This is a genomic window from Arthrobacter pascens (genome assembly GCF_017052465.1).
GTDB lineage: Bacteria > Actinomycetota > Actinomycetes > Actinomycetales > Micrococcaceae > Arthrobacter > Arthrobacter pascens.
The window spans coordinates 25,383-47,257 of record NZ_JAFHKT010000152.1 but is presented as its reverse complement, the minus strand read 5'-3'; the positions used below and the strand labels follow the sequence as shown (position 1 = coordinate 47,257).

Sequence of the window (21,875 nt, the reverse complement as noted above, 5' to 3'; positions counted from 1 at the left end):
TTCCTCCGGGGCACCCGGGGCAGCCAAATTTCAAGACCTGAGGAGTTCTACCGTGCCGAAAGAAAGTGGCCGTAAGGTAGTGGCCACCAACCGGAAGGCCCGGCATGACTACCATGTCCTGGATACCTACGAGGCAGGCATAGCCTTGATGGGTACCGAGGTGAAGTCCCTCCGGGAGGGCCATGCGTCCATGGTCGATGGTTTCTGCACCTTCTACAATGACGAGCTGTGGATGGAGGGCATCCACATCCCTGAGTACAACCAGGGGAGCTGGACCAACCACGCCGCCCGGCGCCGCCGTAAACTGCTGCTGCACCGCGAGGAGCTCATCAAGATCTCCCACAAGATCAGGGAATCGGGCTTCACAATTGTGCCGCTCCAGCTGTATTTCCTGGACGGCCGCGCCAAGGTGGAGATCGGCATTGCCCGCGGCAAGAAAGACTATGACAAGCGCCAGACGCTCCGCGAACAGCAGGACAAGCGCGAGGCGCTTCGGGTGATGAGGGAACGCAACCGCCGCTAGGAATTATCCGCGGCACGGATGCGTTATGCTAGGTAGTCCGGCAGGAATCCAGTTCCCGCCGGGTTTGGTAACAAAATACGGGGATGATCGGTTTCGACGATGTTAGTCGCGACAGGTGAAGCGGGCCGAGGATGCAGAATTATCTCGTAAACGCTGTCTGCAAACCAATAAGTGCCGAATCTAAGCGCACTGACTTCGCTCTTGCTGCCTAAGCAGTAAGACAGTCCGTCAGCCCGAGGTTGCTATCGCCCCGGATCCTGGCGTCATTTAGATAGCCACTGCTGTTTGCCCCCGTCATCGGGGCAAGCGGGACTCTTAGATGACTGGGCCCGGATCAGCCGCCTGTTTGCAGGACGGCTGGGGCCGAGAAAATCCGACGCAAACTGCGCCCGGAGAAGCCCTGACAACACGACATCGGACGGGGGTTCAATTCCCCCCATCTCCACTGTTTCAGTACCGAACAGCTACAGCCCGGACTTCGGTCCGGGCTGTAGCTGTTTAACCTGCCCGGCCTCTGAATTGTTTATCACGCAGGCTGTTCACCGAGGGCGTAGCCTTCCGGGGACTAGCCTTGGAGCCCGAGGAGTTGTGACATGTAGCACCTAATTCGCGGGAGCTACGCAGGCAAGGGAGGTGCGCCATGTCCACGGCGCGAGCAGAGGCATCAGGTCCTGACAGGGGCGACGACGCCCTGGACTCCTACTCCGAAACGGTGATCCGGGTGGCCAGTACCGTCACACCACACGTCGCGGCCATCGAAATGACCGGAATCCGGCGCGGGGGACGGTTCCGCGTGGGCGCCGGGTCCGCTGTGCTGTTTACCGAGGACGGGTACCTGCTGACAAACGCCCACGTTGTCGCCGGGACGCAGAAGGGCCGCGCCGTCTTCGCCGACGGCTCCGCTACCGATCTTGAGATGGTGGGGGCGGATCCTCTGTCCGACCTTGCCGTGGTCCGCGGCCGTGCGCCGCGTGTGGCACCGGCGGAATTCGGGGACGCGGAATCCCTCCGCGTAGGGCAGCTGGTTATCGCTGTGGGCAATCCCCTCGGTCTCGCAGGCTCGGTGACCGCAGGGGTGGTCAGCGGCCTGGGCCGTGCGATTCCCGTCTGGGCCGGCCGCAACCGCCGCGTCATTGAGGACGTCATCCAGACCGATGCCGCCCTCAACGCCGGCAGCTCGGGCGGTGCCCTGGCGGACGCCCGCAGCAGGATCGTCGGAATCAACACCGCAGTAGCCGGTGCCGGGCTGGGACTGGCCGTACCGATCAACAAGACGACCCGGCGGATTATCTCCGCCCTCCTGGCAGATGGACGGGTGCGCCGCGCCTACCTTGGCGTTGTCAGCACACCCATCAGGCTTGGCCCCAACGCGGTGGTCCGCACCGGACAGCGCGAGGGCCTCCGGGTCGTCGAAGTGCTCCCGGGTTCCCCCGCCGAGAAGGCCGGCGTCAGGGTGGGGGATGTGCTGCTGAGGGCGTCCACTCGTCCGGTGAGCAATGCCGAAAGCCTCCAGAAGCTCCTCTTTGCCGATGCCATCGGCGCACCCATGACCCTGGTCGTCCTCCGTGACGGCCACGAGCTGGAGATAACAGCAGTGCCGGCTGAAATGGCCGAAACCGCCTAGCCCGCCATGAGGGCGAACAAAAGAACGGGACCGGATCCGGTCCCGTTCTTCCTGCTGCATGGATGCTCGGCTATGACCGTTTCTTCAGGTGCGCAACAGGATCCGGAGCACCCTCGATGGGCCCCTTCGCTTTCTTGTCCGCACGTTTTTGTTTGATGGTCTTGCCCGCTTTTTTCTGCTGATGCGTATGTGGTGACTTGTCCGGCATGGCGCGCTCCCTCGTCCGAGGGGTCGGAGTGAGCCCCTCGTACGTAAAATTACGCCTGTTTCGCGCCGAATGTAATGCCCCCTCCAGGGAGGCGCCGATGAAGTCCGGGGCTCACACCTTTACGTCGGAGATGCCCACGAAACGGCTCCCGACGCCGTCGAACTCGCTCCTGACGCAACCCGGAGCAGGCGCCGGGATGTCGGCCGGGCTGTGGTGGTTGCAGCTGACGTACGTGAACTCGGGCCACCATTTCTTGGGCCTGGCGGCCTCGGTGTAGCCGCAGACATCGCAACGAAGATGGACCCAGACCGGGCGCTTCCCCGTCCGGTTTGCCCTGGACTGGAGCAGCCACTGCGGGGGATTGTCGAGGATATCGGCCAGCTGGGCCTCGGTCATCCGGCTGGGAATGCCGTGGCGCTGGGCCATTTCCAGGGGTACATCAAGGGCAATTGCCGCATCGCGTCTGCTTATCATCACAGTCCACGATACGGTAAGCCGTGACAGCCGGGCTTACCCGCCGCTGAGCGCGATTCCGGCCGCGGCGGCCAGGAGCCCGGCCAGCAGGTTACTGCCGATGTTAAGCGCTGCGGCGGCGTGGCGGCCTTCGCTCACGAGCCGGACCGTGGCAGTGGTCCAGGAACTGAAGGTCGTCAGTCCGCCAGCCAGGCCGCTGGCCAGGGCGGCATGCCATTCACCTCCGAGCCTGCTGCTCAGGCCAAGGGAAATTCCGATGACGAAACATCCCGCGATATTCACCAGCAACGTGGCCCACGGCCAGTGGCGGCGGCCCGACGGCCGGCCCGCCAGCCACCCGTCCACGGAAAACCGTATGAGGGCACCGGCGGTGCCGAAAAGCCCCACCAGCAGCGGTGCCGCGAGTGCCGCCGTCACGGATGGCCAGCATTTCCGGCGAAAGCCTTGCCGGCCTTCCAGCCAGCCGCAGCGGCACCAAGTCCCAGCAGGACGGAGAGCACAAGGTAGGCAAGCCATACGGTGTGCAGCCCGCCACGTGCCAGCTGGTCCACCGACGCGACGAGTGCCGAGAACGTGGTGAAGGATCCGAGCAGTCCCGGCCCGATGCCGGCACGGAGCCAGAAGGCAGTACGTGGCCGGGCAATCCATAGGGTGGTGAGCAGGCCAAGGACGAAGCTCCCGGCGACATTGATTGCAAGGGTGGTCCACGGCACGGCGCCGGCCTGCTCAGGAAACAGCACCCCGAGCCCGTAGCGCAGTTCGGTACCCACCAGCCCTCCCGCAGCGACGGCTGCCCAGACCCTCCAGCCGTGGCGGCCGGTGGCCGTCGCCGCGCGTTGGTTCGCTGCGGCCGGGATCTTCATGGGGAGGCGTCCGCCGCCACCGGGAGTCCGGCCGGGCCGGGCCCGCTCACAGGACGCCGGCCATCCGGCACCCCGGGTGCACCGTGTCGCTGTGCACCCACAGTGCGGAGGCGACTTCATCTGCAAGGTCAACCTCGCGGATTGTCCCGTGCCCGGGGGGACCGATGCGCACCACGAGCGCGCCGCCGAACGGCCTGCGGCCCCTGACTTCCACGTCGGCGTCGAGGTTGATCTTTTCCGAGGCGAGGTATCGCAGCAGCTCGGGATTCTCGTCGCTGATCCGGGTGATCCGGCCCGTGTGACCCTCGTCGAGCTCACTCATCCGGTGTGCAAGCGGTACCTGCACGGTGCCGTCCGCGGCGGGGATCGGATCGCCGTGGGGATCCCGTGTCGGGTTGCCGAGCTTGGCGGCCATCCGCTCGATGAAGGTATCGGAGACCGCGTGCTCGAGGAGTTCAGCTTCGTCGTGCACTTCATCCCAGCTGTACCCGAGGTCCTGCACGAGGTAGGTCTCGATGAGCCGGTGCCGCCGGACCATGGAAAGGGCGAGGCGCACTCCCTCCGCGGTCAGCGTGATGGCACTGTATGGCTTGTGCAGGACCAGGCCCTGGTCCTTGAGCTTGCGCACCATCTCTGAGACCGATGAATTCGCCACGCCGAGGCGCTGTGCCAGCTGCGTCGACGTGATGGGCTTGTCCTGCCACTCCGTGAAAGAGTAGATGACCTTGACGTAGTCCTCGATCGAGGAGGATGGCGTGCTGGTCTTCACGGGTCCAAGCCTACCCGCTGCACGGGAGACATCATGCCTTGACGGCCCGCCACGTCTGGGTGAGGTACGGAAGCTGCAGCAGCTCGCCTTCGGCATGCCCCAGATGTTCGTGGAGGTACCAGTCAAGGTTTGCGGTGACCTTGGCCCGGGTGGCCGCGTTGGCTGCGAGGTAGTAGCTGCGCGACTTGGCCAGCTCGACGACGTCAGCCGTGGTGACCGGGTCCTCCCAGCGCGTGAGATGGCTTTCCAATCCGGCGAATTCGGGACCCAGCGGAGGCCGGAAGTGTGGCTTGTGGACGTCACCGGCATGCATGATGCGCGAGAGCCTGTGCACCCAGGGCACGGACGTGTCCAGCTGGTTCCAGATCAGGCCAAGCACACCGGCGGGCCGCAGGATCCTGGCGATTTCGATGCTGGCCCGCAGGGGGTCGCACCAGTGCCATGCCTGCGCCACGGTGACGACGTCGAACGCCGAACCGGGAAGCCCCGTGTGCTCCGCGGTTCCCACCAGCGCCTCCACCGCGGGGTAGGCGCTGCGGAGCTGCTCGAGCATGTCCGGGGAAGGGTCGACAGCGCTGACGCGCAGGCCGCGCGCCACGAGCAGCGCGGTGTACTTGCCGGTGCCGGCTCCGATGTCGGCCGCAGTCCGGGCGCCGGCGGGAACCAGCCAGTCCGCCGACTCAGCCGGGTAGCCGGGCCGTACACGGTGGTAGTGCTCGCCGCCGTCCTGGAAGCTTTGACCGAGCTCCTGCCGCCGACCGTGGTCGAGTTTGGGGCCACCGCGAGCCACGCGCCGTCTCCTTAGGGCAGGGTGAAAATTGACCCTTCGAATTTACCGCAAACCCAAGGGCACCGCATGCCGGCGCAGCTCAGCGCAGGCTGCAGCTCAGTCCAAAGTGCAGGGCGCAGCGCCTGCCGTGCCGGGAGTGTTCGGTGCCCAACTCGGGTAGACGCGGGCGTCGTTGGACGGAACCCAGCGCCCGGAATCCACCACGTAGTCCCAGCCGAGGCCGCTGCGGCGCAGCTCCTCGATGCCGGCGAGGAGCCGCTGGGCGTCCTCCAGCCGCGATCCGAGGCCGAAGCTGGCGCGGAGCGAGCCCGAGGGCAGGCCCAGGCGCTTGAGGAGCGGGTGGGCGCAGAAGCGGCCGTCGCGCAGCCCGACGCCGTGCTCGGCAGACAGGTAGGCAGCCACGAGACCGGCGTCGTAGCCCTCCACTGAAAAGTTGACCACGCCGATGGTGTCGGTGTCCGGGTCCGTGTCCGAGAAGATCTGGTGGACCGTGACGCCGTCGATCTTCTGCAGGCCCTCAACGAGGAAGGACCGGATGGCGGCCTCGTGACGGTGCCATTGCTCCTGGTCCAGGGCGGCGATCACCTGGGTTGCCCGGGCGAGGGTGGCTGCGCCCAGGACGTTGGGCGAGCCGCCTTCATGACGCGCCGGGCCGGTGGTCCAGCTGACGCCGTCGAGCCGCGCTTCACTGACGGCGCCGCCGCCGGCAAGGTGCGGTGTTCCGGCGTCGAGCCAGTCGGCGCGACCTACCAGGACGCCGGAGCCGAAAGGCGCGTACAGCTTGTGGCCCGAGAAGGCGAGGTAGTCGACGTCGTCCGCGGCAATGTCGATGCGGCGGTGCGGCGCGAGCTGTGCGGCGTCCACCACGATCCGGGCGCCGAATTCGTGGGCCAGCGCGGCAAGGCGGCGGATCGGAAGGATTTCGCCGGTGACGTTGGAGGCGCCGGTGACGGCAAGGAGGCTGACGTCGCCGTGCTCGAGTTCAGCCCGGAGGCTGTCGATGGTGGCCTCGAGGGTGCCGGACGCCACCACGCTGCGGTGGGGGACGCCCTGCCACGGCAGCAGGTTGGCGTGGTGCTCGATATCCAGGTAGAGGACTTCCCCTGTGTGGTTGTGGTCCACCACGGGAAGGCAGCCCGCCAGCAGGTTCAGTGAGTCCGTGGTGTTCCGCGTGAAGATTACGGAGTCGTCCGGGCGGCCGCCAACAAAGTCGCGGACGATGTTCCGGGCATTTTCGTAGACAGAGGTGCTGATCTGCGAGGCGTAGCCGGCGCCGCGGTGCACGCTGGCGTAGAACGGCAGGATCTCGTTGAGGTAGGCCGAGACGACGGACAGCGCCGGTGCAGATGCCCCGTAGTCGAGGTTGGCGTAGCGCACGTGGCCGCCCTGGATGAGCGGGGCCTGGATCTCAGCACCGGTCACTGCCGCCAGCGGCCGTCCGGCAGCGGCAAACCGATCGTCGAGCAGCCCGGTGCCGGTGTTGGAGGAGAAGGTTGCAGTAGTCATGGGACCTCGCTGTGAAAGGACCCCTTGTGACGGGGATCCGCGCTTGCCGGGTCCGTTCCGGACCGGCCTGGTCGTCACCCGGGGCACCCCACCGCGAATGGAGGGTTGCCGGCCAGCAAACCGGGGTTTCACGCTGGCACTCGTGACCTGTAAAGAGCCTAGAACACCGGCTCGCTGATGAAAAAGACGCGCGCAATTATTAAGCCGTTTGTTACAGCCGCGCGATATTTGGGCCTGTGGCCGAACATACGACGTCGGACTCCTGCCTGGGGCGGAGTCCGACGTCGAATATTTCCCGAAAGCCTGCTGGGCCGAACTACAGCAGATCGTCCAACTGCGGATTGAGGCGCTTGAGGACCTCGGAATGAAGGATGGAGTTGGTGGCCAGGGCGTTGCCGCCGAAGGGGCCGTCGGTTCCCTCCAGCGAGGTGAAGCGGCCGCCGGCTTCCGTGACGATGGGCACCAGCGCAGCCATGTCGTAGAGATTCAGCTCCGGTTCGCAGGCAATGTCCACGCAGCCTTCGGCCACCATGCAGTAGGACCAGAAATCCCCGAAGGCGCGCGTGCGCCAGACGTCTTCGGTGAGGGCCAGGAATTCGTCCAGGTTTCCCCGTTCCTTCCAGCCGCCGAGGCTGGAGTAGGACAGCGATGCGTCCGAAAGCTTCGAGACGTTGGAGACTTTGAGCCGGGTGGCTGCCGCCAGCGAACGGCCCATGTAGGCGCCAGCGCCCTTGGCCGCCCACCAGCGCTTGCCGAGCGCCGGTGCGCTCACCACGCCCACCACGGGTTCACCTTCGTCGACCAGGGCTATCAGCGTGGCCCAGACCGGAACCCCGCGGACGAAGTTCTTGGTTCCGTCGATGGGGTCGATGATCCAGCGCCGGGAGCCGTGGCCGGAACTGCCGAACTCCTCGCCGAGAACGGCGTCGCGGGGCCGGGACCGGGACAACTGGCCCCGGATGGACTCTTCGGCGGCTTTGTCGGCATCCGTGACCGGCGTCAGGTCGGGCTTGGTCTCGATCTGAAGGTCAAGCGCCTTGAACCGGCTCATGGTTTGGTCATCCACGGAATCCGCCAGTACATGGGCCAGGCGCAGGTCATCGTTGTAGCTCGAAGCGGGTTGGGTCATGGTTCCAAACTACCGTCAAAGGACCGGCGGGGCGGGGATGTCCGCACCCCGGAGGCGCCGTGCGGCTCAGCTGACGCTTCCCAGTTCCTTCGTTTCTTGGGCTTCCATGCGCGGATCGGTGCCCAGCAGCCGGCGCAGGGAGGCAAGGCGGGCCGGGCCGGAGGGTCCTGCATTGCCGGCCTCTACCCAGGCGTCCACGCCGCAGTTCACGGCGGACGCGTCGTGCTTGCAGCCCCGCTCGCAGGCCTCCGTGCCGGGCTCGAGGTCGGGGAAGGAATGCAGGATCCGGTCCGGGTCCACATGGGCCAGCCCGAAGGAACGGATGCCCGGGGTGTCGATGATCCAGCTCCCGGTGGGCGCATCGGCAAGTTTCAGCGCCAGGGCCGACGACGACGTGTGCCTGCCGCGTCCCGTGACGGCGTTGACGCCGCCGGTTGCCCGCTCCGCGCCGGTCAGCGCGTTCACCATGGTGGATTTGCCGACGCCGGAGTGGCCGAGCATGACGGTGACCTTGCCGTCCAGATAGGCGCGCAGCTGCGAGACCGCCTCTATGTCGAGCCGTGCGGACAGTCCGTCATCGGAGCGGGCGTCGATGCCGGAGGCCGCCGAGTCGGCCGTTCTGCTGATGATGACGGGGAAGTCGAGGTGGCGGTAGTTGTCCAGCAGGTCCGAGGGGTCCTTGACGTCCGCCTTGGTGACGAGCAGCAGCGGCTCGATGCCGGCGTCGTACGCGGCCACCAGTGCACGGTCGATAAACCCGGTACGGGGTTCCGGGTTCGCCGCGGCCACCACAACCACCAGCTGGTCCGCGTTGGCCACGACGGCACGTTCGATCGGGTCAGTGTCGTCGGCGCTGCGGCGCAGCAGTGTCTTCCGGCCCTGGATCTTCACGAGCCGGGCCAATGTGTCGGGGTCGCCGGACACATCGCCCACGAGGGACACGAAGTCGCCGGCCACCACAGGGGAGCGGCGGAGCTCCCGGGCGCGGGCGGCAATGACGGTGCGCTCGTCGCCGGAGTCCTCGCCCACCACGGCCGTGTAGCGCCCGCGGTCAACCGTGACGATGCGGCCGGTGACGGCGTCCTCATAGGCGGGCCGGTCCTTGGTGCGGGGCCGCGTCCCCTTCTTGTTGGGGCGGATCCGGACGTCGGACTCGTCCCAGGAGTCAGTGCTGCGTGCCACCGGGGGTCCCTGCGCTGCTATGGGCAGGGGCGCTGCCCTGCGCGAGCATGTCTGCCCACAGCTGCGGGAAGTCCGGCATGGTCTTGGCAGTGGTGCCGATGTCCTGGACCTCGACGCCTCTAACGGCCAGCCCGAGGATGGCGCCCGCGGTGGCCATCCGGTGGTCAGCGTAGCTGCGGACCACGCCGCCATGGAGCTTTGCGGGCCGGATGACCAGTCCGTCGTCGGTCTCCTGGGCGTCCCCGCCAAGCCCGTTGATTTCCGCGACCAGCGCCGCCAGACGGTCCGTCTCGTGGCCCCGCAGGTGCGCGATGCCGCTGAGCCGGGACGGGCCGGTGGCGAGCGCGCAGAGGGCGGCCACGGTGGGGGCGAGCTCACTGGTGTCAGCGAAGTCCGCGCCGCGGATCGCGTCGCCGCCTGTGACGGTCAGGGTTCCGGCGTCCAGCGTGACGTCGGCACCCATGTCCGTGAGGATGCTCCGCCACAGGTCGCCGACCTGGGTGGTGTGTTCCGGCCAGTCCGGAATGCGAACGGTGCCGCCGGAAGCCAGAGCCGCCGCGAGGAAGGGCCCGGCGTTGGACAGATCCTGTTCGATGCGTTCGTCAAAGGCACGGATAGGTCCCGGGCTGACAATCCAGTGGTTCGGGGTAGAGTCGTCCACCTCCACGCCGACGCCGCGCAGCACAGCCACTGTCATGTTGATGTGGTCCAGGCTCGGCACGGAGTCGCCCGAGTGTTCAAGGTGCAGGCCTTCGGTGAAGCGTGCGCCGACCAGCAGCAGGGCGGAGACAAACTGGGACGACGCGCTCGCGTCGATCACCAGATGGCCACCCCTGACCTCTCCCGTCCCCTCAACGCGGAAGGGCAGGGACGACGGCGTTGCGCCGGCTTCGCCGCGGACGGTGACGCCAAGCGCAACCAGCGCATCGATGATGGTGCCCATCGGGCGCTCGCGGGCGTGCGGGTCGCCGTCGAAAACGGATACACCCTTGCGGAGCGCCGCCATGGGCGGCACGAACCGCATGACCGTGCCTGCGAGGCCGCAGTCGATGGCGGCGTCCAGTACACCGGAATCTGACGGGATGGGTGTCACTTCGAGGTCCGGCCCGAAGGGGCCGTCACCCGGCACCTCGCGGACGTCGGCGCCCAGCTGACGCAGGGCCCCCACCATCAGGGCTGAGTCCCGCGAGTGCAGCGGCGCCCGCAGACGGGACGGACCGTCCGCCAGGGCTGCGAGCACGAGATACCTGTTGGTCAGTGACTTCGAACCGGGGACGCGCACGGTGGCGTCGATGGGCCGCTCCGCATAGGGCGCGGGCCAGTGCCCGGCATCGCCGATGTGGCCAGCGGTCGCGTCCGTGATGGATCCTGTCATTCCTGCCTATGCCCCCACTGCATGGTCTACTGCCTTGCGGACGGCCTTGTCAGCCTTGTGCAGCTTTTTCCCGGTGGTTTTGCGTGCGTCCGAAGCGAGGTGGCTCGCGGTCTTCCGGGCATCCGCGGCGAGGTGCTCGGCGCGCCAGGCCAGGCTCGGCTTGCCGGCGGTGTCCACGGAGGCCAGCAGCACGCCGCCGGTCAGGGTGACGTTCTTGAGCAGCTGGGTGCGGCGGGCATCACGGCCTTCCTTGCTGCTGATGTCGGCGCTGCGCCATTCAACGAAGGCATTGAGGGCTGAGATGACAGCCAGGAGGCTTGCCGACAGCCGTGCGGCCTTGCCTGTAGCGAACAGGACGCCGGCGCCCACCTGGGTACCGCCGATGACCCGGGCCAGGACCTTCTCGTCGGTCTGGAAGGGGAGTGCATCGGCAGCGCGCCGCAGGAGGGGGGACAACTGCTCCACAGTGTCGTCCGCATTCCTGAGCTTGTCCACGCCGGCGAGGACGAAACTTGAAGCCAGCATAGGCCGGGCGAGAAAACGGACTAAGGACATGAATTTCCTCCTGAATGGACGAGCCGCGGTGACTGCGGCGGAGTCGGTTCTAGTCTTGCACTTTTGCGGAATATTTGCCCGCCGGACGTCGTTGTGCTGTGCAGGTCCGGAATGGCCGGGACAACAGTCCGTGTCCATTACCGGGATAACAGCGGGATGACAGCGGGATGACAGCTTGCCGGGCACCGTCCCGGCCGCCGCGTGCCGCGGAATCCGGAACACAGGATTTCAGCGGCCAGCCATGCGGGAAATGTGAAGTGGAGATGGAGCTTTGACTTTGGTGAAAGACGCTGTGGAGTTGCGGGGGCCAATCGACGTAGCCGCCTTTGAGGTGCGCGAGTTCGGCATGCCGCGGGAGGAGCCGGCCGCTGTTTCCTACGGCGCCGGACCCCGTGCCGCCGGCGTCTCCCGGCCGGTCCGGCCGGTGACAGTAGACTTGAAGGCAATGAGCACCGTGGATCCGGCCGTAGAGGCCACGCAAGAGGACGCCGGGAACGGCGCCGAGGACATCAGCACCCCACACTCCGCGTCGCCGGCGGAGGAAATTGATGTCGCCGCCGAAAGCCCGGAAGAGCGCCGGGTACGGTTTGAACGCGACGCCATGCAGTACGTGGACCAGCTGTACTCGGCAGCGATGCGGATGGCACGAAACCCGTCCGACGCCGAGGACCTCGTCCAGGAGGCCTACACCAAGGCCTTTTCGGCGTTCCACCAGTACAAGCCCGGCACCAACCTGAAGGCATGGCTGTACCGGATCCTGACCAACACGTACATCAACCTCTACCGGAAGCGGCAGCGCGAGCCGCTGCAGTCCAATTCGGACACCATAGAGGACTGGCAGCTTGCCCGGGCCGAGTCGCACACCTCGAGCGGACTCCGTTCGGCCGAGGCCGAAGCCCTGGACCACCTGCCAGATTCGGATGTCAAGCGCGCGCTGCAGGCGATCCCGGAGGAGTTCCGGCTGGCTGTCTACTTCGCGGACGTCGAAGGCTTCGCCTACAAGGAAATTTCAGACATCATGAACACTCCCATCGGCACTGTCATGTCGCGGCTGCACCGCGGCCGCAAGATGCTGCGCGACATGCTGGCTGACTACGCCGCCGAACGGGGATTCAAAGCTGCTGCCGACCCCAATGCAGCAGCAGAAAGCAACAAACAGGAGAACAGGAAATGAGCGACTGCCAGGGATTGGGCGATTGCGACGACGCCCGGATGCAACGTATCTACGAGTATCTGGATGGTGCCCTGACCCGCAGTGACATTGCGGAGATCAAGCATCATCTTGATGAGTGTCCGGAATGCACGGAGCAGTACGACCTTGAGTGCGTCATCCGCAACATGGTCAAACGGTCGTGCACCGAAGCCGCTCCGGCGAATCTGAAGAACGCGATCCTGGACAGAATCCACAACATCCGGCCAGTGGACGCCTGACGCAGGCCCCGTCCTTAAAGCACGGTAAAAAACACAGTGCCCCCGCAACCGTCAGGTTGCGGGGGCACTGCGTTTAAGCTTCGGTTCAAGCCGTGGCTTAGGTGTTGGGGCGCTTCCCGTGGTTAGCGCCGCCACGCTTACGGTCACGACGTTTACGTGCACGCTTGCTCATAGCTGGCCTCCTTAATATCGGTACTCGAAAGAGCTGCCCTCAAGTCTCCCACATCACGGGACGGGCCGCGAACCGGCGGCATCAGGGGACGCGGGGGCGGCCGGGCGGCTTAATCTTTCAGCGAATTCCGGATCGAAATGCGTGCCTGGTCGAGGACCGTCCTGACGGTTTCGAGCGTCACCGGGGTGATGGGGTGCGCGACTGCCTGCCTGCGGAGCTCCACGCGCAGGTCGTCCCTGAACGTCTGGAGCAGCATTTCCGCTTCCCTGAGCATGACCTGGGCATCGGGGGAAGGCCGGGAGGCAGAAGCGCGCGAGGCAGCCGGCATGGCGGCGGACCGGGCCGCTTCCGCGGATGCCGCCAGATCCGCTCGCAGGCCGCGCATATTGCTGCGGATGTCAGCGCGGAGGTCATCGGCCAGCCTGCGCACCGACGCCGAAATGTCCTTTTCCACGCCTGCGAGTTCGTCCCTCCGGCTGTTGAGCTCGGCCAGGCCGGCGGCCGTGATGCGGTAGTTGGTGCGGCGGCCTTCCGACTGCGTGGCCACCAGTCCCTCTTCCTCCAGCTTGCCCAGCCGCGGATAGATGGTCCCGGCGCTGGGGGAGTACGTGCCGCCGAATCTTTCGCTGAGCGCCTTGATCAGTTCGTAGCCGTGTTTGGGGCCGGACTCCAGGAGGGCGAGGAGGTAGAGTCGCAGAGCGCCGTGGGCAAAGACCGGTGGCATTAGAGTCCCGCTTCTGCGTCCGCCGAAGCCGGGCTGTGGAAGATGGACGTCTTGCCGGACACCGAGTTGGTCCGGACCAGCATCAGCTTCGCATCGGGACCGGCGATGGTCTGCACTGTGCCTCCGGGCTGGGTGTACCTCTGGTCATCGATCACCACCGCGCCGCTGGCCGATTTGGCCACGATGTCGACGCCGACGTCGTGCGGAAGCCGTATGGTGAGGTCGCCGGAAACGGAGTTTGCCCCGAAATCGTGGGTGAAGTCCTGGAGGTCAAAGCTCATGTCGCCGCTGACGGTGTTGGCCCGGATGTTGCTGAACCGGCCCGACGCCGTGACCTCGCCTGAGACACTCTTTGCCGTCAGCACACCCCGGTGGTTCCGGGTTATGACTTCACCGCTGACCGTGTTGACGTGGAGGTCACCGGACGTGCCGTCCGACATGACGGATCCGGAGACAGTGTTGAGCCTGGTGTGGCCAGTGATCCCCGAAACCAGTCCGTCGCCGCTGACGGTTCCGGCCTCGACCTCGACACCGGACGGCAGGGCGATGCTGATCACCACCGTATTGTCGCTGCTGTTGTTGACGGCGCCCATCAGGTTCTTGAACCAGCCCTGCGGGCCGTGCAGCTGGTGCCTGACTTCCAGCCGGCCATGGGTCAGCGTCACAGCGAGCGGGTCACCGTGAACGTCCGAGACCTCGAGCCGGGCCACGTCTTCCGCGTGGGTGACGATGTCGAACCGGCCCCTGACAATACCCAGCTTCAGCGCTTTGACGCCGTCGATATCGATGGTTTGCGGGCTGGTGACCGTCCACGAGCGTTCTTCCATGATTCCCTCCACTTGCGATATATCGTGACTATGCGGCAACCCTACATCCGGCCGTGCACAAGATCAAGATATATCGCGAGTGGATCTTCTATTCCGGAGCGTCGATGCCCAGCCACTGGAACCAGCCGCGGTGGAGGACAAGCCACGCCATCAGCCCGTACCCCGCCTGGCCGGGAGTTCCACCGTTTGCCGCGAGGTCCTGACGCCACTGTTCATGGTTGAGCAGCGGCGTGAACGTGTCCACGTAGTGGTGCTTGCGGCGGGTCGTCACGTCGGCGAATGCGGTGTTCAGTTCACCGAGCCGGCGGTTGTGGGCAGGATCCAGCGTCGGCGGCGGCCCAACGACAAAAACCTCAAGCCGCTTCTGTGTGGCCGAATCAAGAATGTTGGCCAGATTGAGCCGGCTCCGGGCGGTGGACAGGCCGAACTCCACATCGCGCCCCGAGAGGCCAATGACCAGCCGGTTTTCATGCAGGTCACTGAACCGACGGCCGGCTTCCTCGAGCCAGCGGGCCGCCAGGCCTTCGGTGCCCTCCTGCGGGCAGGGTAGGGCGTAGCTCTCTACGGACATGCCGTCCTGCGGAGTGCGGGCCAGCACGCGGCCCAGCCAGCCCAGTGCCCGGGGATCCCCGAGGCCGGCCAGCAGTTCATCTCCAACAGCTGCGATGCGCAGCTTCCTGTCTTCCACTACTACCTCTTCACTTATATTGAGGACGTGCCCTGCGTGCCGGATACGCCCGCACGGCGGCCCGATCCGGCGCCTGCGCGGACGTCCCCGCCTGTGTCCATTAACTCATGCCGATTAAACAGAACTGCCCGGCTGGAACGGTATGTCACCGTCCGGCCGGGCAGTTGCACTGCTACTTGCGCGCGAAGGCCTGCTTCAGGAGCGAATCCTGCTCGGCGGCGTGCCGCTTCATGGAGCCGGCCGCCGTGGATGCCGACGCCGGCCGCGAGATCAGGCGGATCTTGCGGTCCAGTGCCTGGGGCAGGTTCAGGCCCATGAACGGCCACGGCCCCTGGTTCGCGGGTTCGTCCTGCGCCCAGACCACTTCGGCGTTGGGGTACTTGGCCAGTTCCGCTTCGATTTCCGCCTGCGGCAGCGGGTAGAGCTGTTCCACGCGGACGATGGCGGTTGTCTTGTCGCCAGTCTTCTGCCGGGTGGAGAGCAGATCGTAGTACAGGCGGCCGGAGACGAGGAGGACGCGTTCGACGGCGTCCGCCTGCAGCTGCTCATGCTCACCGATGACCGGCCGGAAGCCGCCAGTGGTGAAGTCCTCCACGGCCGACGCGGCGGCCTTGAGGCGCAGCAGCTGCTTCGGGGTGAAGATGATGAGCGGCTTGCGCGGACGGCTGTACGCCTGGCGGCGCAGCAGATGGAAGTGCGAGGCTGCCGTCGTGGGGTTGGCCACGATCATGTTTTCCTCTGCGCACATCTGCAGGAAGCGCTCGATGCGGGCGGAGGAGTGGTCCGGGCCCTGGCCCTCGTAGCCGTGCGGAAGCATCAGCACCAGCGATGAGCGCTGGCCCCACTTCTGCTCGGCGGACGAGATGAACTCATCGATGATGGTCTGGGCACCGTTGACGAAGTCACCGAACTGCGCTTCCCACAGCACCAGGGCATCAGGGCGCTCCACCGAGTAGCCGTATTCGAAGCCCATGGCCGCGTATTCGGACAGCAGGGAGTCATAGATCCACAGCTTGGCCTGGTCGTCGGAGAGGTTGCCCAGGGGCAGCCACTCGTTGCCGTTGGCGCGGTCGTGGAAGACGGCGTGGCGCTGCACGAAGGTGCCGCGGCGCGAGTCCTGGCCGGCGAGGCGTACGGGCACGCCCTCCATGATCAGCGAGCCGAAGGCCGCGATCTCGCCGAAGCCCCAGTCGATGCCGCCTTCGCGGGACATCTGTTCGCGCTTCTCCAGCAGCTGCTTGAGCTTCGCGTGGACGGTGAAGCCTTCGGGGATTTCCACGTGCGCCTTGCCGATCCGGGCCAGCGTGTCGGCCGAAATCGCGGTGGACGCCGGGGCGTTGGTGCCGAAGTCCGACTGCTGGGCCTGCGGCCGCTCGATGTCCGACACTGCGGCGGAGTCCGCCGTGATGATCGGGATCGGCGACGTCTGCGCCGCATGGGTTTCGGCGAAGACGCGCTCGAGGCGCTCCTGGTAGTCGCGAAGCAGCTGCTCCGCTTCTTCCTCGGTGATGTCGCCGCGGCCGATCAGGGACTCGGTGTAGAGCTTGCGGACCGAACGCTTGGCTTCGATGAGGTTGTACATCAGCGGCTGGGTCATCGAGGGGTCGTCGCCCTCGTTGTGGCCACGGCGCCGGTAGCAGACCATGTCGATGACAACATCCTTGTGGAACTTCTGCCGGAACTCGTAGGCGAGCTGGCCGATGCGGACCACAGCCTCGGGATCGTCGCCGTTCACGTGGAACACCGGTGCCTGGATCATCTTCGCGACGTCCGTGGAGTACGTGGACGACCGTGACGAGGACGGCGCGGTGGTGAAGCCGACCTGGTTGTTCACCACGACATGGATGGTGCCGCCGGTGCGGTAGCCGCGCAGCTGGGAGAGGTTGAGGGTCTCAGCCACGACGCCCTGGCCGGCGAACGCAGCGTCACCGTGCACCATGATGGGCAGCACGGGGAACGCCTCGCCCTGGTCCAGGCGGTCCTGCTTGGCGCGGACGATGCCCTCAAGCACGGAGTCCACCGCCTCGAGGTGCGACGGGTTGGCGGCCAGGTAGACCTTGGTCTCGTTGCCGTTGTCCGAGGTGAACGTGCCCTCGGTGCCCAGGTGGTACTTGACGTCGCCGGAGCCCTGTACGGAGCGGGGATCCTGTGTGCCTTCGAACTCGCGGAAGACCTGGGCATAGGTCTTGCCGGCGATGTTGGTGAGCACGTTGAGCCGGCCGCGGTGGGCCATGCCGATGGCAACCTCGTCCAGGCCGTCGTCGGCGGCATCGGAGATGATAGCGTCGAGCAGCGGAATCAGGGACTCGCCGCCCTCAAGGGAGAAGCGCTTCTGGCCAACGAACTTGGTCTGCAGGAAGGTCTCGAAGGCCTCGGCAGCGTTGAGCTTGGAGACGATGCGCAGCTGCTCTTCGCGGCTCGGCTTGGAATACGGGTGCTCCAGCTGGTCCTGGAACCACTTGCGCTCGGCGGGCTCCTGGATGTGCATGTACTCGATGCCGGTGGTGCGGCAGTAGGCGTCACGGAGTACGCCGAGGATGTCGCGGAATGCCAGCTGCGGCTTGCCGCCGAAGCCGCCCGTCGGCCATTCGCGGTCCAGGTCCCACAGCGTCAGGCCGTAGGTGAGGACGTCGAGGTCGGGGTGCTTGCGCTGGACATACTCCAGCGGATCGGTGTCCGCCATCAGGTGCCCGCGGACACGGTAGGAGTGGATCAGCTGCTGGATGCGTGCGACCTTGTTGATCTGGTCGGACGGATCCACCTGCAGGTCCGGGCTCCAGCGGACCGGCTCGTAGGGGATGCGCAGCGCTTCGAAGATCTCGTCGTAGAAGTTCTGGGCACCGAGCAGGAGCTGGTGGACCAGCTTGAGGAACTCGCCGCTGCCCGCACCCTGGATGACGCGGTGGTCATAGGTGGAGGTCAGCGTGAGGACCTTGCTGATGGCGTTGTGCGCGATGATCTTCTCGCTGGCACCCTGGAATTCAGCAGGGTAGTCCAGGGCGCCGACGCCGATGATGGCGGCCTGGCCCTTGGAGAGGCGCGGCACGGAATGCACGGTGCCGATGCCGCCGGGGTTGGTCAGGGAGACCGTGGTGCCCTGGTGGTCGTCAGCTGTCAGCTTGCCGTTGCGGGCGCGCTTGATCAGGTCCTCGTACGTGTGCCAGAACTCCGAGAAGTTGAGCGTCTCGGCCTTCTTGATGTTCGGAACCATGAGCAGCCGCGTACCGTCCGGCTTCGGCATGTCGATGGCGATGCCGAAGTTCACGTGGGCGGGCTGCACGGCAACCGGCTTGCCGTCCACTTCGTCGTAGTACACGTTCATGGACGGGAACTGGGAGAGCGCCCGGATGACTGCGTAGCCAATGAGATGGGTGAACGAGACCTTGCCGCCGCGTGCACGGGCCAGGTTGGAGTTGATCACGACGCGGTTGTCGATGAGGAGCTTGGCCGGAATCGCCCGGACGGACGTGGCGGTGGGCACCTCAAGGCTGGTGACCATGTTGGACGCGATGGCCTTGGCAGGACCGCGCAGGACGGAGACAACGTCTTCCTCGGGCGCGGTGGGCGCCTTCACGTTCTTCGGCAGCTGGGCCGGAATGGGCTGGGCGCCGGTGCCCGCCTCAGTCTTCTTCGCGCCGTCGCGGGCCACCGTTGCCGGGGCCTTCTTGGCAGGTGCCGCTGCCGGCGACGATGCCGGTGGAGCTGCAGGTGCATGCGGGGCAGGGGCCGCAGAGGCCGGGGCATGGGCCGGGGGAGCTACAACGGGCATTTCGCGGGTAGCCGGGTGGGCCGGCGCCGCTGCCGGGCCCGGGGCACCGTTGGAGGACGGGCCGTTGCTGCTGTCAAAGGATTCGAACAGGGGCCACCATTTTGCATCGACCGTATTCTTGTCCTGCTGGTAACGCTCGTACAGTTCGTCAACGAGCCACTCGTTTCCGCCAAATTCCTCTGGTAGACGGTGGCTAGGCTGCTCTGGCACTTGAAATACGCCTCTTCCATGAGTTTGAATTCCCTCTGGTCGCCACGGTGCCACGGCACAACAATCGAACCAGTTTCTGTGTCCTATGAACCCAGACCTCTGCCAGTCTAGTGACGATCGATGGTTAACTGCCAATAAGGGTGACTCAAATCATGTAGCCGCTGAATTGTGGCGTGGGTCCGGCTTAAAACCGGCTGAATCTGTTCGTTCGCGGCGGCTGTGGGCGCTGTTCCGGAATCCCCTGAAACGGGCCGCGTCCTGGGCGCTTCCTGCCGACGGAGGGTGGCGATGGCACCCCCGGACCCGCCAGTGCTCCTGTAGACTGCAATTCTTATGGACAGTAAATCTAGGTGCCGGCCTGGGGGCTGTCAGCGGAGCAATATCAGCAGTCCCGCGCAGCCCGACCACAGAGCCGGCAAACCCCGTTCACGATCCCGTCAAAGTCCCTCGCTGCCGCCCCAGGCAGGCCGCTAAATGGAGTGGCTTCTTCTCGCAGCAGGCTTCCTGCTGATTTTCGGCACCGGCTTCTTCGTCGCCGTCGAATTCTCCCTCATAGCTCTTGACCAGCCCACTGTGCAGCGCGCCGTGGACGACGGCGACACGGCGGCAGTCCCGCTCCTCAAGTGCCTGAAATCGCTGTCCACGCAGCTGTCCAGCTGCCAGCTCGGCATCACCATGACAACACTGTTGACCGGCTATGTCATGGAACCGTCGGTCGGGGTGCTGCTGCATGCTCCGCTCACCCTGCTGGGACTCCCGGAAGCAGTGGCAGGATCTGTCTCGCTGGTGCTCGCCATGGTGATTGCCACATTGCTCTCCATGCTGCTCGGCGAGCTGGTCCCCAAGAACATGGCGATCGCCCTGTCGTTCCGGATGGGACGGGCCCTGGCGAGGCCACAGCTGATGTTTACGGCCATCTTCAAGCCAGCCATCATCGTCCTCAATGGATTTTCCAACAAGGTGCTGAACGTCTTCGGGCTTGAAGCGAAAGAGGAGATCTCAGGGGCGCGGACGCCGGCAGAGCTTGCTTCCCTGGTCCGCCGGTCGGCGGCCATGGGGACCCTTGACCCGGGGACCGCGAACTTTATCGCCCGGACACTTAATTTCTCGGGCCGGACGGCCGCCGATGTGATGACGCCCCGCATCCGCGTCGAGACCATCGACGCCGACCAGCCCGTCTCGGATATCGTTGACGCCGCACGCCGCACCGGATATTCGCGCTTTCCCGTTATCGGCGATTCCGCAGACGATATCCGCGGACTGGTCCACGTGAAGAAAGCGATTGCAGTGCCTGCCGGACGCCGGCCGAACCTGGAGGCCGGGGCGATCATGACGGATGTTCTCCGCGTCCCTGAAACCATCCACCTCGACGGCCTGCTGGCGGAGCTCAAGGAAGGCAACCTGCAGCTTGCTGTGGTGCTGGACGAGTACGGCGGAACAGCGGGCATCGCCACCCTGGAGGACCTCGTCGAGGAGATCGTGGGTGAGGTGGCCGATGAACACGACAAGGTACGGCCGGGCCTGCTGCAAAGCGCCTCCGGCGACTGGTACTTCCCCGGCCTGCTGCGGCCGGATGAACTGTCCGAACAGATTCCCGGGCTCAGCGTTCCGGACGAAGCAGCATATGAAACGGTAGGCGGCTACGTCATGAGCGAGCTCGGGCGCATAGCGTCAGTGGGGGACACCGTCACGGTGGGCGGCGGAACGCTCAGCGTCACCCGCATGGACGGTCGCCGGATCGACCGCATCTGCTTCAAGCCGGACCGCGAGCCCAGCGAAGGCGCCACCCTGGACGGCACCGCGGCGAACAACCACGCCCGCAAGGGGAGCGCCAGGAACGGCTCGGCCAGGAATGGCTCGGCCAAGCACGGTTCATCCAGGGATGGCGGAGCGGCATGAGTGACTGGGCTGGAATTCTCTGGCTGGTCCTGCTGCTCATCGGCAACGCATTCTTCGTCGCGGCCGAGTTTGCCGTGATGTCTGCGCGCCGAAGCCAGATCGAGCCGCTGGCGGACGCCGGCTCCGTGCGTGCCCAAACCACCCTGCGCGCCATGGAGAACGTCTCGTTGATGTTGGCCTGCGCCCAGTTGGGCATCACCGTCTGCTCCCTGCTGATCCTGCTCGTTGCGGAACCGGCAATTCACCACCTGCTGGCTGTTCCCCTGGAGTCGCTCGGCGTGCCCATGGAAATTGCCGATGTGGCCGCCTTTGGCGTGGCTCTGATGGTGGTGACGTTCCTGCACGTGACCTTCGGGGAGATGGTGCCGAAGAACGTTTCCGTTTCCGTGGCCGACAAAGCTGCCCTGCTCCTGGCCCCGCCGCTCATGTTCATCGCCCGGATCGTGAACCCTGTGATCGTTGCGCTGAACTGGTCCGCGAACCACGTCCTCAAGCTGATGCGGATCGAGCCCAGGGACGAGGTCAGCTCCTCCTTCACGCTGGAAGAAGTCCAGTCCATCGTGCAGGAGTCCACGCGGCACGGGCTGGTGGACGATGATGCGGGCCTCATTACCGGCGCGCTCGAGTTTTCGGAGTACAAGGCCGCGGACGTCATGGTTCCGCTGGAACGGCTGGTCATGCTGAAGACCTCGGCGACGCCGGTCGAGTTTGAGAAGGCCGTGAGCCGTACCGGCTTCTCCCGGTTCCCGATGGTGGACGACGACGACATGCTGTCGGGCTACCTGCACATCAAGGACGTGCTCTCGATTCCTGACTCGGGCTATCAGCATCCCATTGCCGAAAGCAGAATCCGGTCGTTGGCCAACCTCCCGCGGGACGCGGAGATAGAAAATGCCATGTCCGTCATGCAGCGCACCGGTTCGCACCTTGCCCGCGTGATCGGCCCCGACGGCCAGACGGAGGGCGTGCTGTTCCTGGAAGACGTCATCGAGCAACTGGTGGGCGAGATCCGTGATGCCACCCAGGCCAAGGGCATACGCCGGCTGGGACAGCCCGATGGCGAATAGCAGAGGGGACCTGCCTCGACCAATCCTAAATAGGAATCATTCCTATTTAGCGGTACACTCGTAGGGTTGCACGTTCCGTAAAGCCGTACC

At 65.7% G+C, this 21,875-nt stretch carries 22 protein-coding genes, 1 other RNA gene and 1 riboswitch; of the genes, 7 read left to right on the top strand and 16 right to left on the bottom strand.

Annotated features, from left to right (window positions below; translation table 11 throughout):
• Positions 1-52 precede the first annotated feature (52 nt).
• From smpB to JYA52_RS21050, 3 genes are all read left to right on the top strand, one after another.
• Positions 53-523: an SsrA-binding protein SmpB gene (gene smpB, locus JYA52_RS21060; protein WP_104136293.1), complete on the top strand. Its 471-nt coding sequence runs from the start codon at positions 53-55 to the stop codon at positions 521-523.
• Positions 524-602: 79 nt separating this feature from the next.
• Positions 603-971: a transfer-messenger RNA gene (ssrA, locus tag JYA52_RS21055) on the top strand.
• 192 nt (positions 972-1,163) lie between these two features.
• Positions 1,164-2,147, top strand: a complete 984-nt coding sequence (locus JYA52_RS21050) for a S1C family serine protease (protein ID WP_205655339.1) — start codon at positions 1,164-1,166, stop codon at positions 2,145-2,147.
• A gap of 70 nt (positions 2,148-2,217) precedes the next feature.
• Here JYA52_RS21050 and JYA52_RS21045 read toward each other — a convergent pair whose 3' ends face one another.
• From JYA52_RS21045 to JYA52_RS20995, 11 genes are all read right to left on the bottom strand, one after another.
• Complete coding sequence (locus JYA52_RS21045; protein ID WP_205655338.1) at positions 2,218-2,355, bottom strand: hypothetical protein; 138 nt, start codon at positions 2,353-2,355, stop codon at positions 2,218-2,220.
• A 111-nt stretch (positions 2,356-2,466) separates the two neighbouring features.
• Complete coding sequence (locus JYA52_RS21040) at positions 2,467-2,829, bottom strand: hypothetical protein (RefSeq protein ID WP_205655337.1); 363 nt, start codon at positions 2,827-2,829, stop codon at positions 2,467-2,469.
• A gap of 36 nt (positions 2,830-2,865) precedes the next feature.
• Positions 2,866-3,246: a fluoride efflux transporter FluC gene (locus tag JYA52_RS21035; RefSeq protein WP_307869485.1), complete on the bottom strand. Its 381-nt coding sequence runs from the start codon at positions 3,244-3,246 to the stop codon at positions 2,866-2,868.
• Positions 3,243-3,692: a fluoride efflux transporter FluC gene (locus JYA52_RS21030; protein WP_205655335.1), complete on the bottom strand. Its 450-nt coding sequence runs from the start codon at positions 3,690-3,692 to the stop codon at positions 3,243-3,245. The genes JYA52_RS21035 and JYA52_RS21030 overlap by 4 nt, the downstream gene beginning before the upstream one ends.
• A 46-nt stretch (positions 3,693-3,738) precedes the next feature.
• Complete coding sequence (locus JYA52_RS21025) at positions 3,739-4,461, bottom strand: metal-dependent transcriptional regulator (protein ID WP_205655334.1); 723 nt, start codon at positions 4,459-4,461, stop codon at positions 3,739-3,741.
• A 31-nt stretch (positions 4,462-4,492) separates the two neighbouring features.
• Positions 4,493-5,251, bottom strand: a complete 759-nt coding sequence (locus JYA52_RS21020) for a class I SAM-dependent methyltransferase (protein WP_205655333.1) — start codon at positions 5,249-5,251, stop codon at positions 4,493-4,495.
• Between the two features lie 96 nt (positions 5,252-5,347).
• On the bottom strand, positions 5,348-6,757 hold the full coding sequence (locus JYA52_RS21015; protein WP_205655332.1) for an aminotransferase class V-fold PLP-dependent enzyme: 1,410 nt from the start codon (positions 6,755-6,757) through the stop codon (positions 5,348-5,350).
• A gap of 34 nt (positions 6,758-6,791) precedes the next feature.
• A riboswitch (SAM riboswitch) is annotated at positions 6,792-6,905 on the bottom strand.
• Between the two features lie 168 nt (positions 6,906-7,073).
• Positions 7,074-7,886: a histidinol-phosphatase gene (gene hisN / locus JYA52_RS21010; RefSeq protein WP_205655331.1), complete on the bottom strand. Its 813-nt coding sequence runs from the start codon at positions 7,884-7,886 to the stop codon at positions 7,074-7,076.
• Between the two features lie 66 nt (positions 7,887-7,952).
• Positions 7,953-9,068, bottom strand: coding sequence for a ribosome small subunit-dependent GTPase A (gene rsgA, locus JYA52_RS21005; protein WP_205655330.1), 1,116 nt, complete (start codon positions 9,066-9,068; stop codon positions 7,953-7,955).
• Positions 9,052-10,443 (bottom strand): 3-phosphoshikimate 1-carboxyvinyltransferase, encoded by a 1,392-nt coding sequence (gene aroA, locus JYA52_RS21000; RefSeq protein WP_205655329.1) that lies wholly within the window; start codon positions 10,441-10,443, stop codon positions 9,052-9,054. Before aroA ends, rsgA begins: the two co-directional genes overlap by 17 nt.
• A gap of 6 nt (positions 10,444-10,449) precedes the next feature.
• On the bottom strand, positions 10,450-10,998 hold the full coding sequence (locus JYA52_RS20995) for a DoxX family protein (RefSeq protein ID WP_205655328.1): 549 nt from the start codon (positions 10,996-10,998) through the stop codon (positions 10,450-10,452).
• Positions 10,999-11,443: 445 nt separating this feature from the next.
• Here JYA52_RS20995 and JYA52_RS20990 point away from each other — a divergent pair, with 445 nt between their 5' ends.
• Both JYA52_RS20990 and rsrA read left to right on the top strand, forming a co-directional pair.
• Complete coding sequence (locus tag JYA52_RS20990; RefSeq protein WP_205655534.1) at positions 11,444-12,172, top strand: sigma-70 family RNA polymerase sigma factor; 729 nt, start codon at positions 11,444-11,446, stop codon at positions 12,170-12,172.
• Positions 12,169-12,429 (top strand): mycothiol system anti-sigma-R factor, encoded by a 261-nt coding sequence (rsrA, locus tag JYA52_RS20985; protein WP_205655327.1) that lies wholly within the window; start codon positions 12,169-12,171, stop codon positions 12,427-12,429. Before JYA52_RS20990 ends, rsrA begins: the two co-directional genes overlap by 4 nt.
• 97 nt (positions 12,430-12,526) lie before the next feature.
• Here the strand turns inward: rsrA and JYA52_RS23135 are convergent, their stop codons facing one another.
• The 5 genes from JYA52_RS23135 to JYA52_RS20965 all read right to left on the bottom strand — a co-directional run bounded on the left by JYA52_RS23135 (position 12,527) and on the right by JYA52_RS20965 (position 18,819).
• The gene (locus tag JYA52_RS23135; protein WP_369299106.1) at positions 12,527-12,601 is read right to left on the bottom strand and encodes a 50S ribosomal protein bL37; all 75 of its coding nucleotides are present in this window, start codon (positions 12,599-12,601) and stop codon (positions 12,527-12,529) included.
• 109 nt (positions 12,602-12,710) lie between these two features.
• Positions 12,711-13,325, bottom strand: coding sequence for a PadR family transcriptional regulator (locus JYA52_RS20980; RefSeq protein WP_205655326.1), 615 nt, complete (start codon positions 13,323-13,325; stop codon positions 12,711-12,713).
• Complete coding sequence (locus JYA52_RS20975) at positions 13,325-14,152, bottom strand: DUF4097 family beta strand repeat-containing protein (protein ID WP_205655325.1); 828 nt, start codon at positions 14,150-14,152, stop codon at positions 13,325-13,327. Before JYA52_RS20975 ends, JYA52_RS20980 begins: the two co-directional genes overlap by 1 nt.
• 88 nt (positions 14,153-14,240) lie before the next feature.
• Positions 14,241-14,840 (bottom strand): GDSL-type esterase/lipase family protein, encoded by a 600-nt coding sequence (locus tag JYA52_RS20970; protein WP_205655324.1) that lies wholly within the window; start codon positions 14,838-14,840, stop codon positions 14,241-14,243.
• 172 nt (positions 14,841-15,012) lie between these two features.
• On the bottom strand, positions 15,013-18,819 hold the full coding sequence (locus JYA52_RS20965; RefSeq protein WP_205655323.1) for a multifunctional oxoglutarate decarboxylase/oxoglutarate dehydrogenase thiamine pyrophosphate-binding subunit/dihydrolipoyllysine-residue succinyltransferase subunit: 3,807 nt from the start codon (positions 18,817-18,819) through the stop codon (positions 15,013-15,015).
• Positions 18,820-19,293: 474 nt separating this feature from the next.
• Here JYA52_RS20965 and JYA52_RS20960 point away from each other — a divergent pair, with 474 nt between their 5' ends.
• Together JYA52_RS20960 and JYA52_RS20955 are read left to right on the top strand one after the other, a co-directional pair.
• A complete protein-coding gene (locus JYA52_RS20960) occupies positions 19,294-20,718 on the top strand; it encodes a hemolysin family protein (protein ID WP_240460649.1) in 1,425 nt (474 codons plus the stop codon).
• The gene (locus JYA52_RS20955; RefSeq protein WP_205655322.1) at positions 20,715-21,785 is read left to right on the top strand and encodes a hemolysin family protein; all 1,071 of its coding nucleotides are present in this window, start codon (positions 20,715-20,717) and stop codon (positions 21,783-21,785) included. The genes JYA52_RS20960 and JYA52_RS20955 overlap by 4 nt, the downstream gene beginning before the upstream one ends.
• The last annotated feature ends 90 nt before the right edge of the window (positions 21,786-21,875 follow it).

Coding starts and splice junctions, on each gene's coding strand:
- JYA52_RS20995 (WP_205655328.1), bottom strand. CDS start 10,998: ATGTCCTTAGTCCGTTTTCTCGCCCGGCCTATGCTGGCTTCAAGTTTC.
- JYA52_RS20975 (WP_205655325.1), bottom strand. CDS start 14,152: ATGGAAGAACGCTCGTGGACGGTCACCAGCCCGCAAACCATCGATATC.
- JYA52_RS20960 (WP_240460649.1), top strand. CDS start 19,294: ATGGAGTGGCTTCTTCTCGCAGCAGGCTTCCTGCTGATTTTCGGCACC.
- hisN (WP_205655331.1), bottom strand. CDS start 7,886: ATGACCCAACCCGCTTCGAGCTACAACGATGACCTGCGCCTGGCCCAT.
- JYA52_RS20980 (WP_205655326.1), bottom strand. CDS start 13,325: ATGCCACCGGTCTTTGCCCACGGCGCTCTGCGACTCTACCTCCTCGCC.
- rsrA (WP_205655327.1), top strand. CDS start 12,169: ATGAGCGACTGCCAGGGATTGGGCGATTGCGACGACGCCCGGATGCAA.
- JYA52_RS21050 (WP_205655339.1), top strand. CDS start 1,164: ATGTCCACGGCGCGAGCAGAGGCATCAGGTCCTGACAGGGGCGACGAC.
- aroA (WP_205655329.1), bottom strand. CDS start 10,443: ATGACAGGATCCATCACGGACGCGACCGCTGGCCACATCGGCGATGCC.
- JYA52_RS21015 (WP_205655332.1), bottom strand. CDS start 6,757: ATGACTACTGCAACCTTCTCCTCCAACACCGGCACCGGGCTGCTCGAC.
- JYA52_RS21045 (WP_205655338.1), bottom strand. CDS start 2,355: ATGCCGGACAAGTCACCACATACGCATCAGCAGAAAAAAGCGGGCAAG.
- JYA52_RS20955 (WP_205655322.1), top strand. CDS start 20,715: ATGAGTGACTGGGCTGGAATTCTCTGGCTGGTCCTGCTGCTCATCGGC.
- JYA52_RS20990 (WP_205655534.1), top strand. CDS start 11,444: ATGAGCACCGTGGATCCGGCCGTAGAGGCCACGCAAGAGGACGCCGGG.
- JYA52_RS21030 (WP_205655335.1), bottom strand. CDS start 3,692: ATGAAGATCCCGGCCGCAGCGAACCAACGCGCGGCGACGGCCACCGGC.
- JYA52_RS21040 (WP_205655337.1), bottom strand. CDS start 2,829: ATGATAAGCAGACGCGATGCGGCAATTGCCCTTGATGTACCCCTGGAA.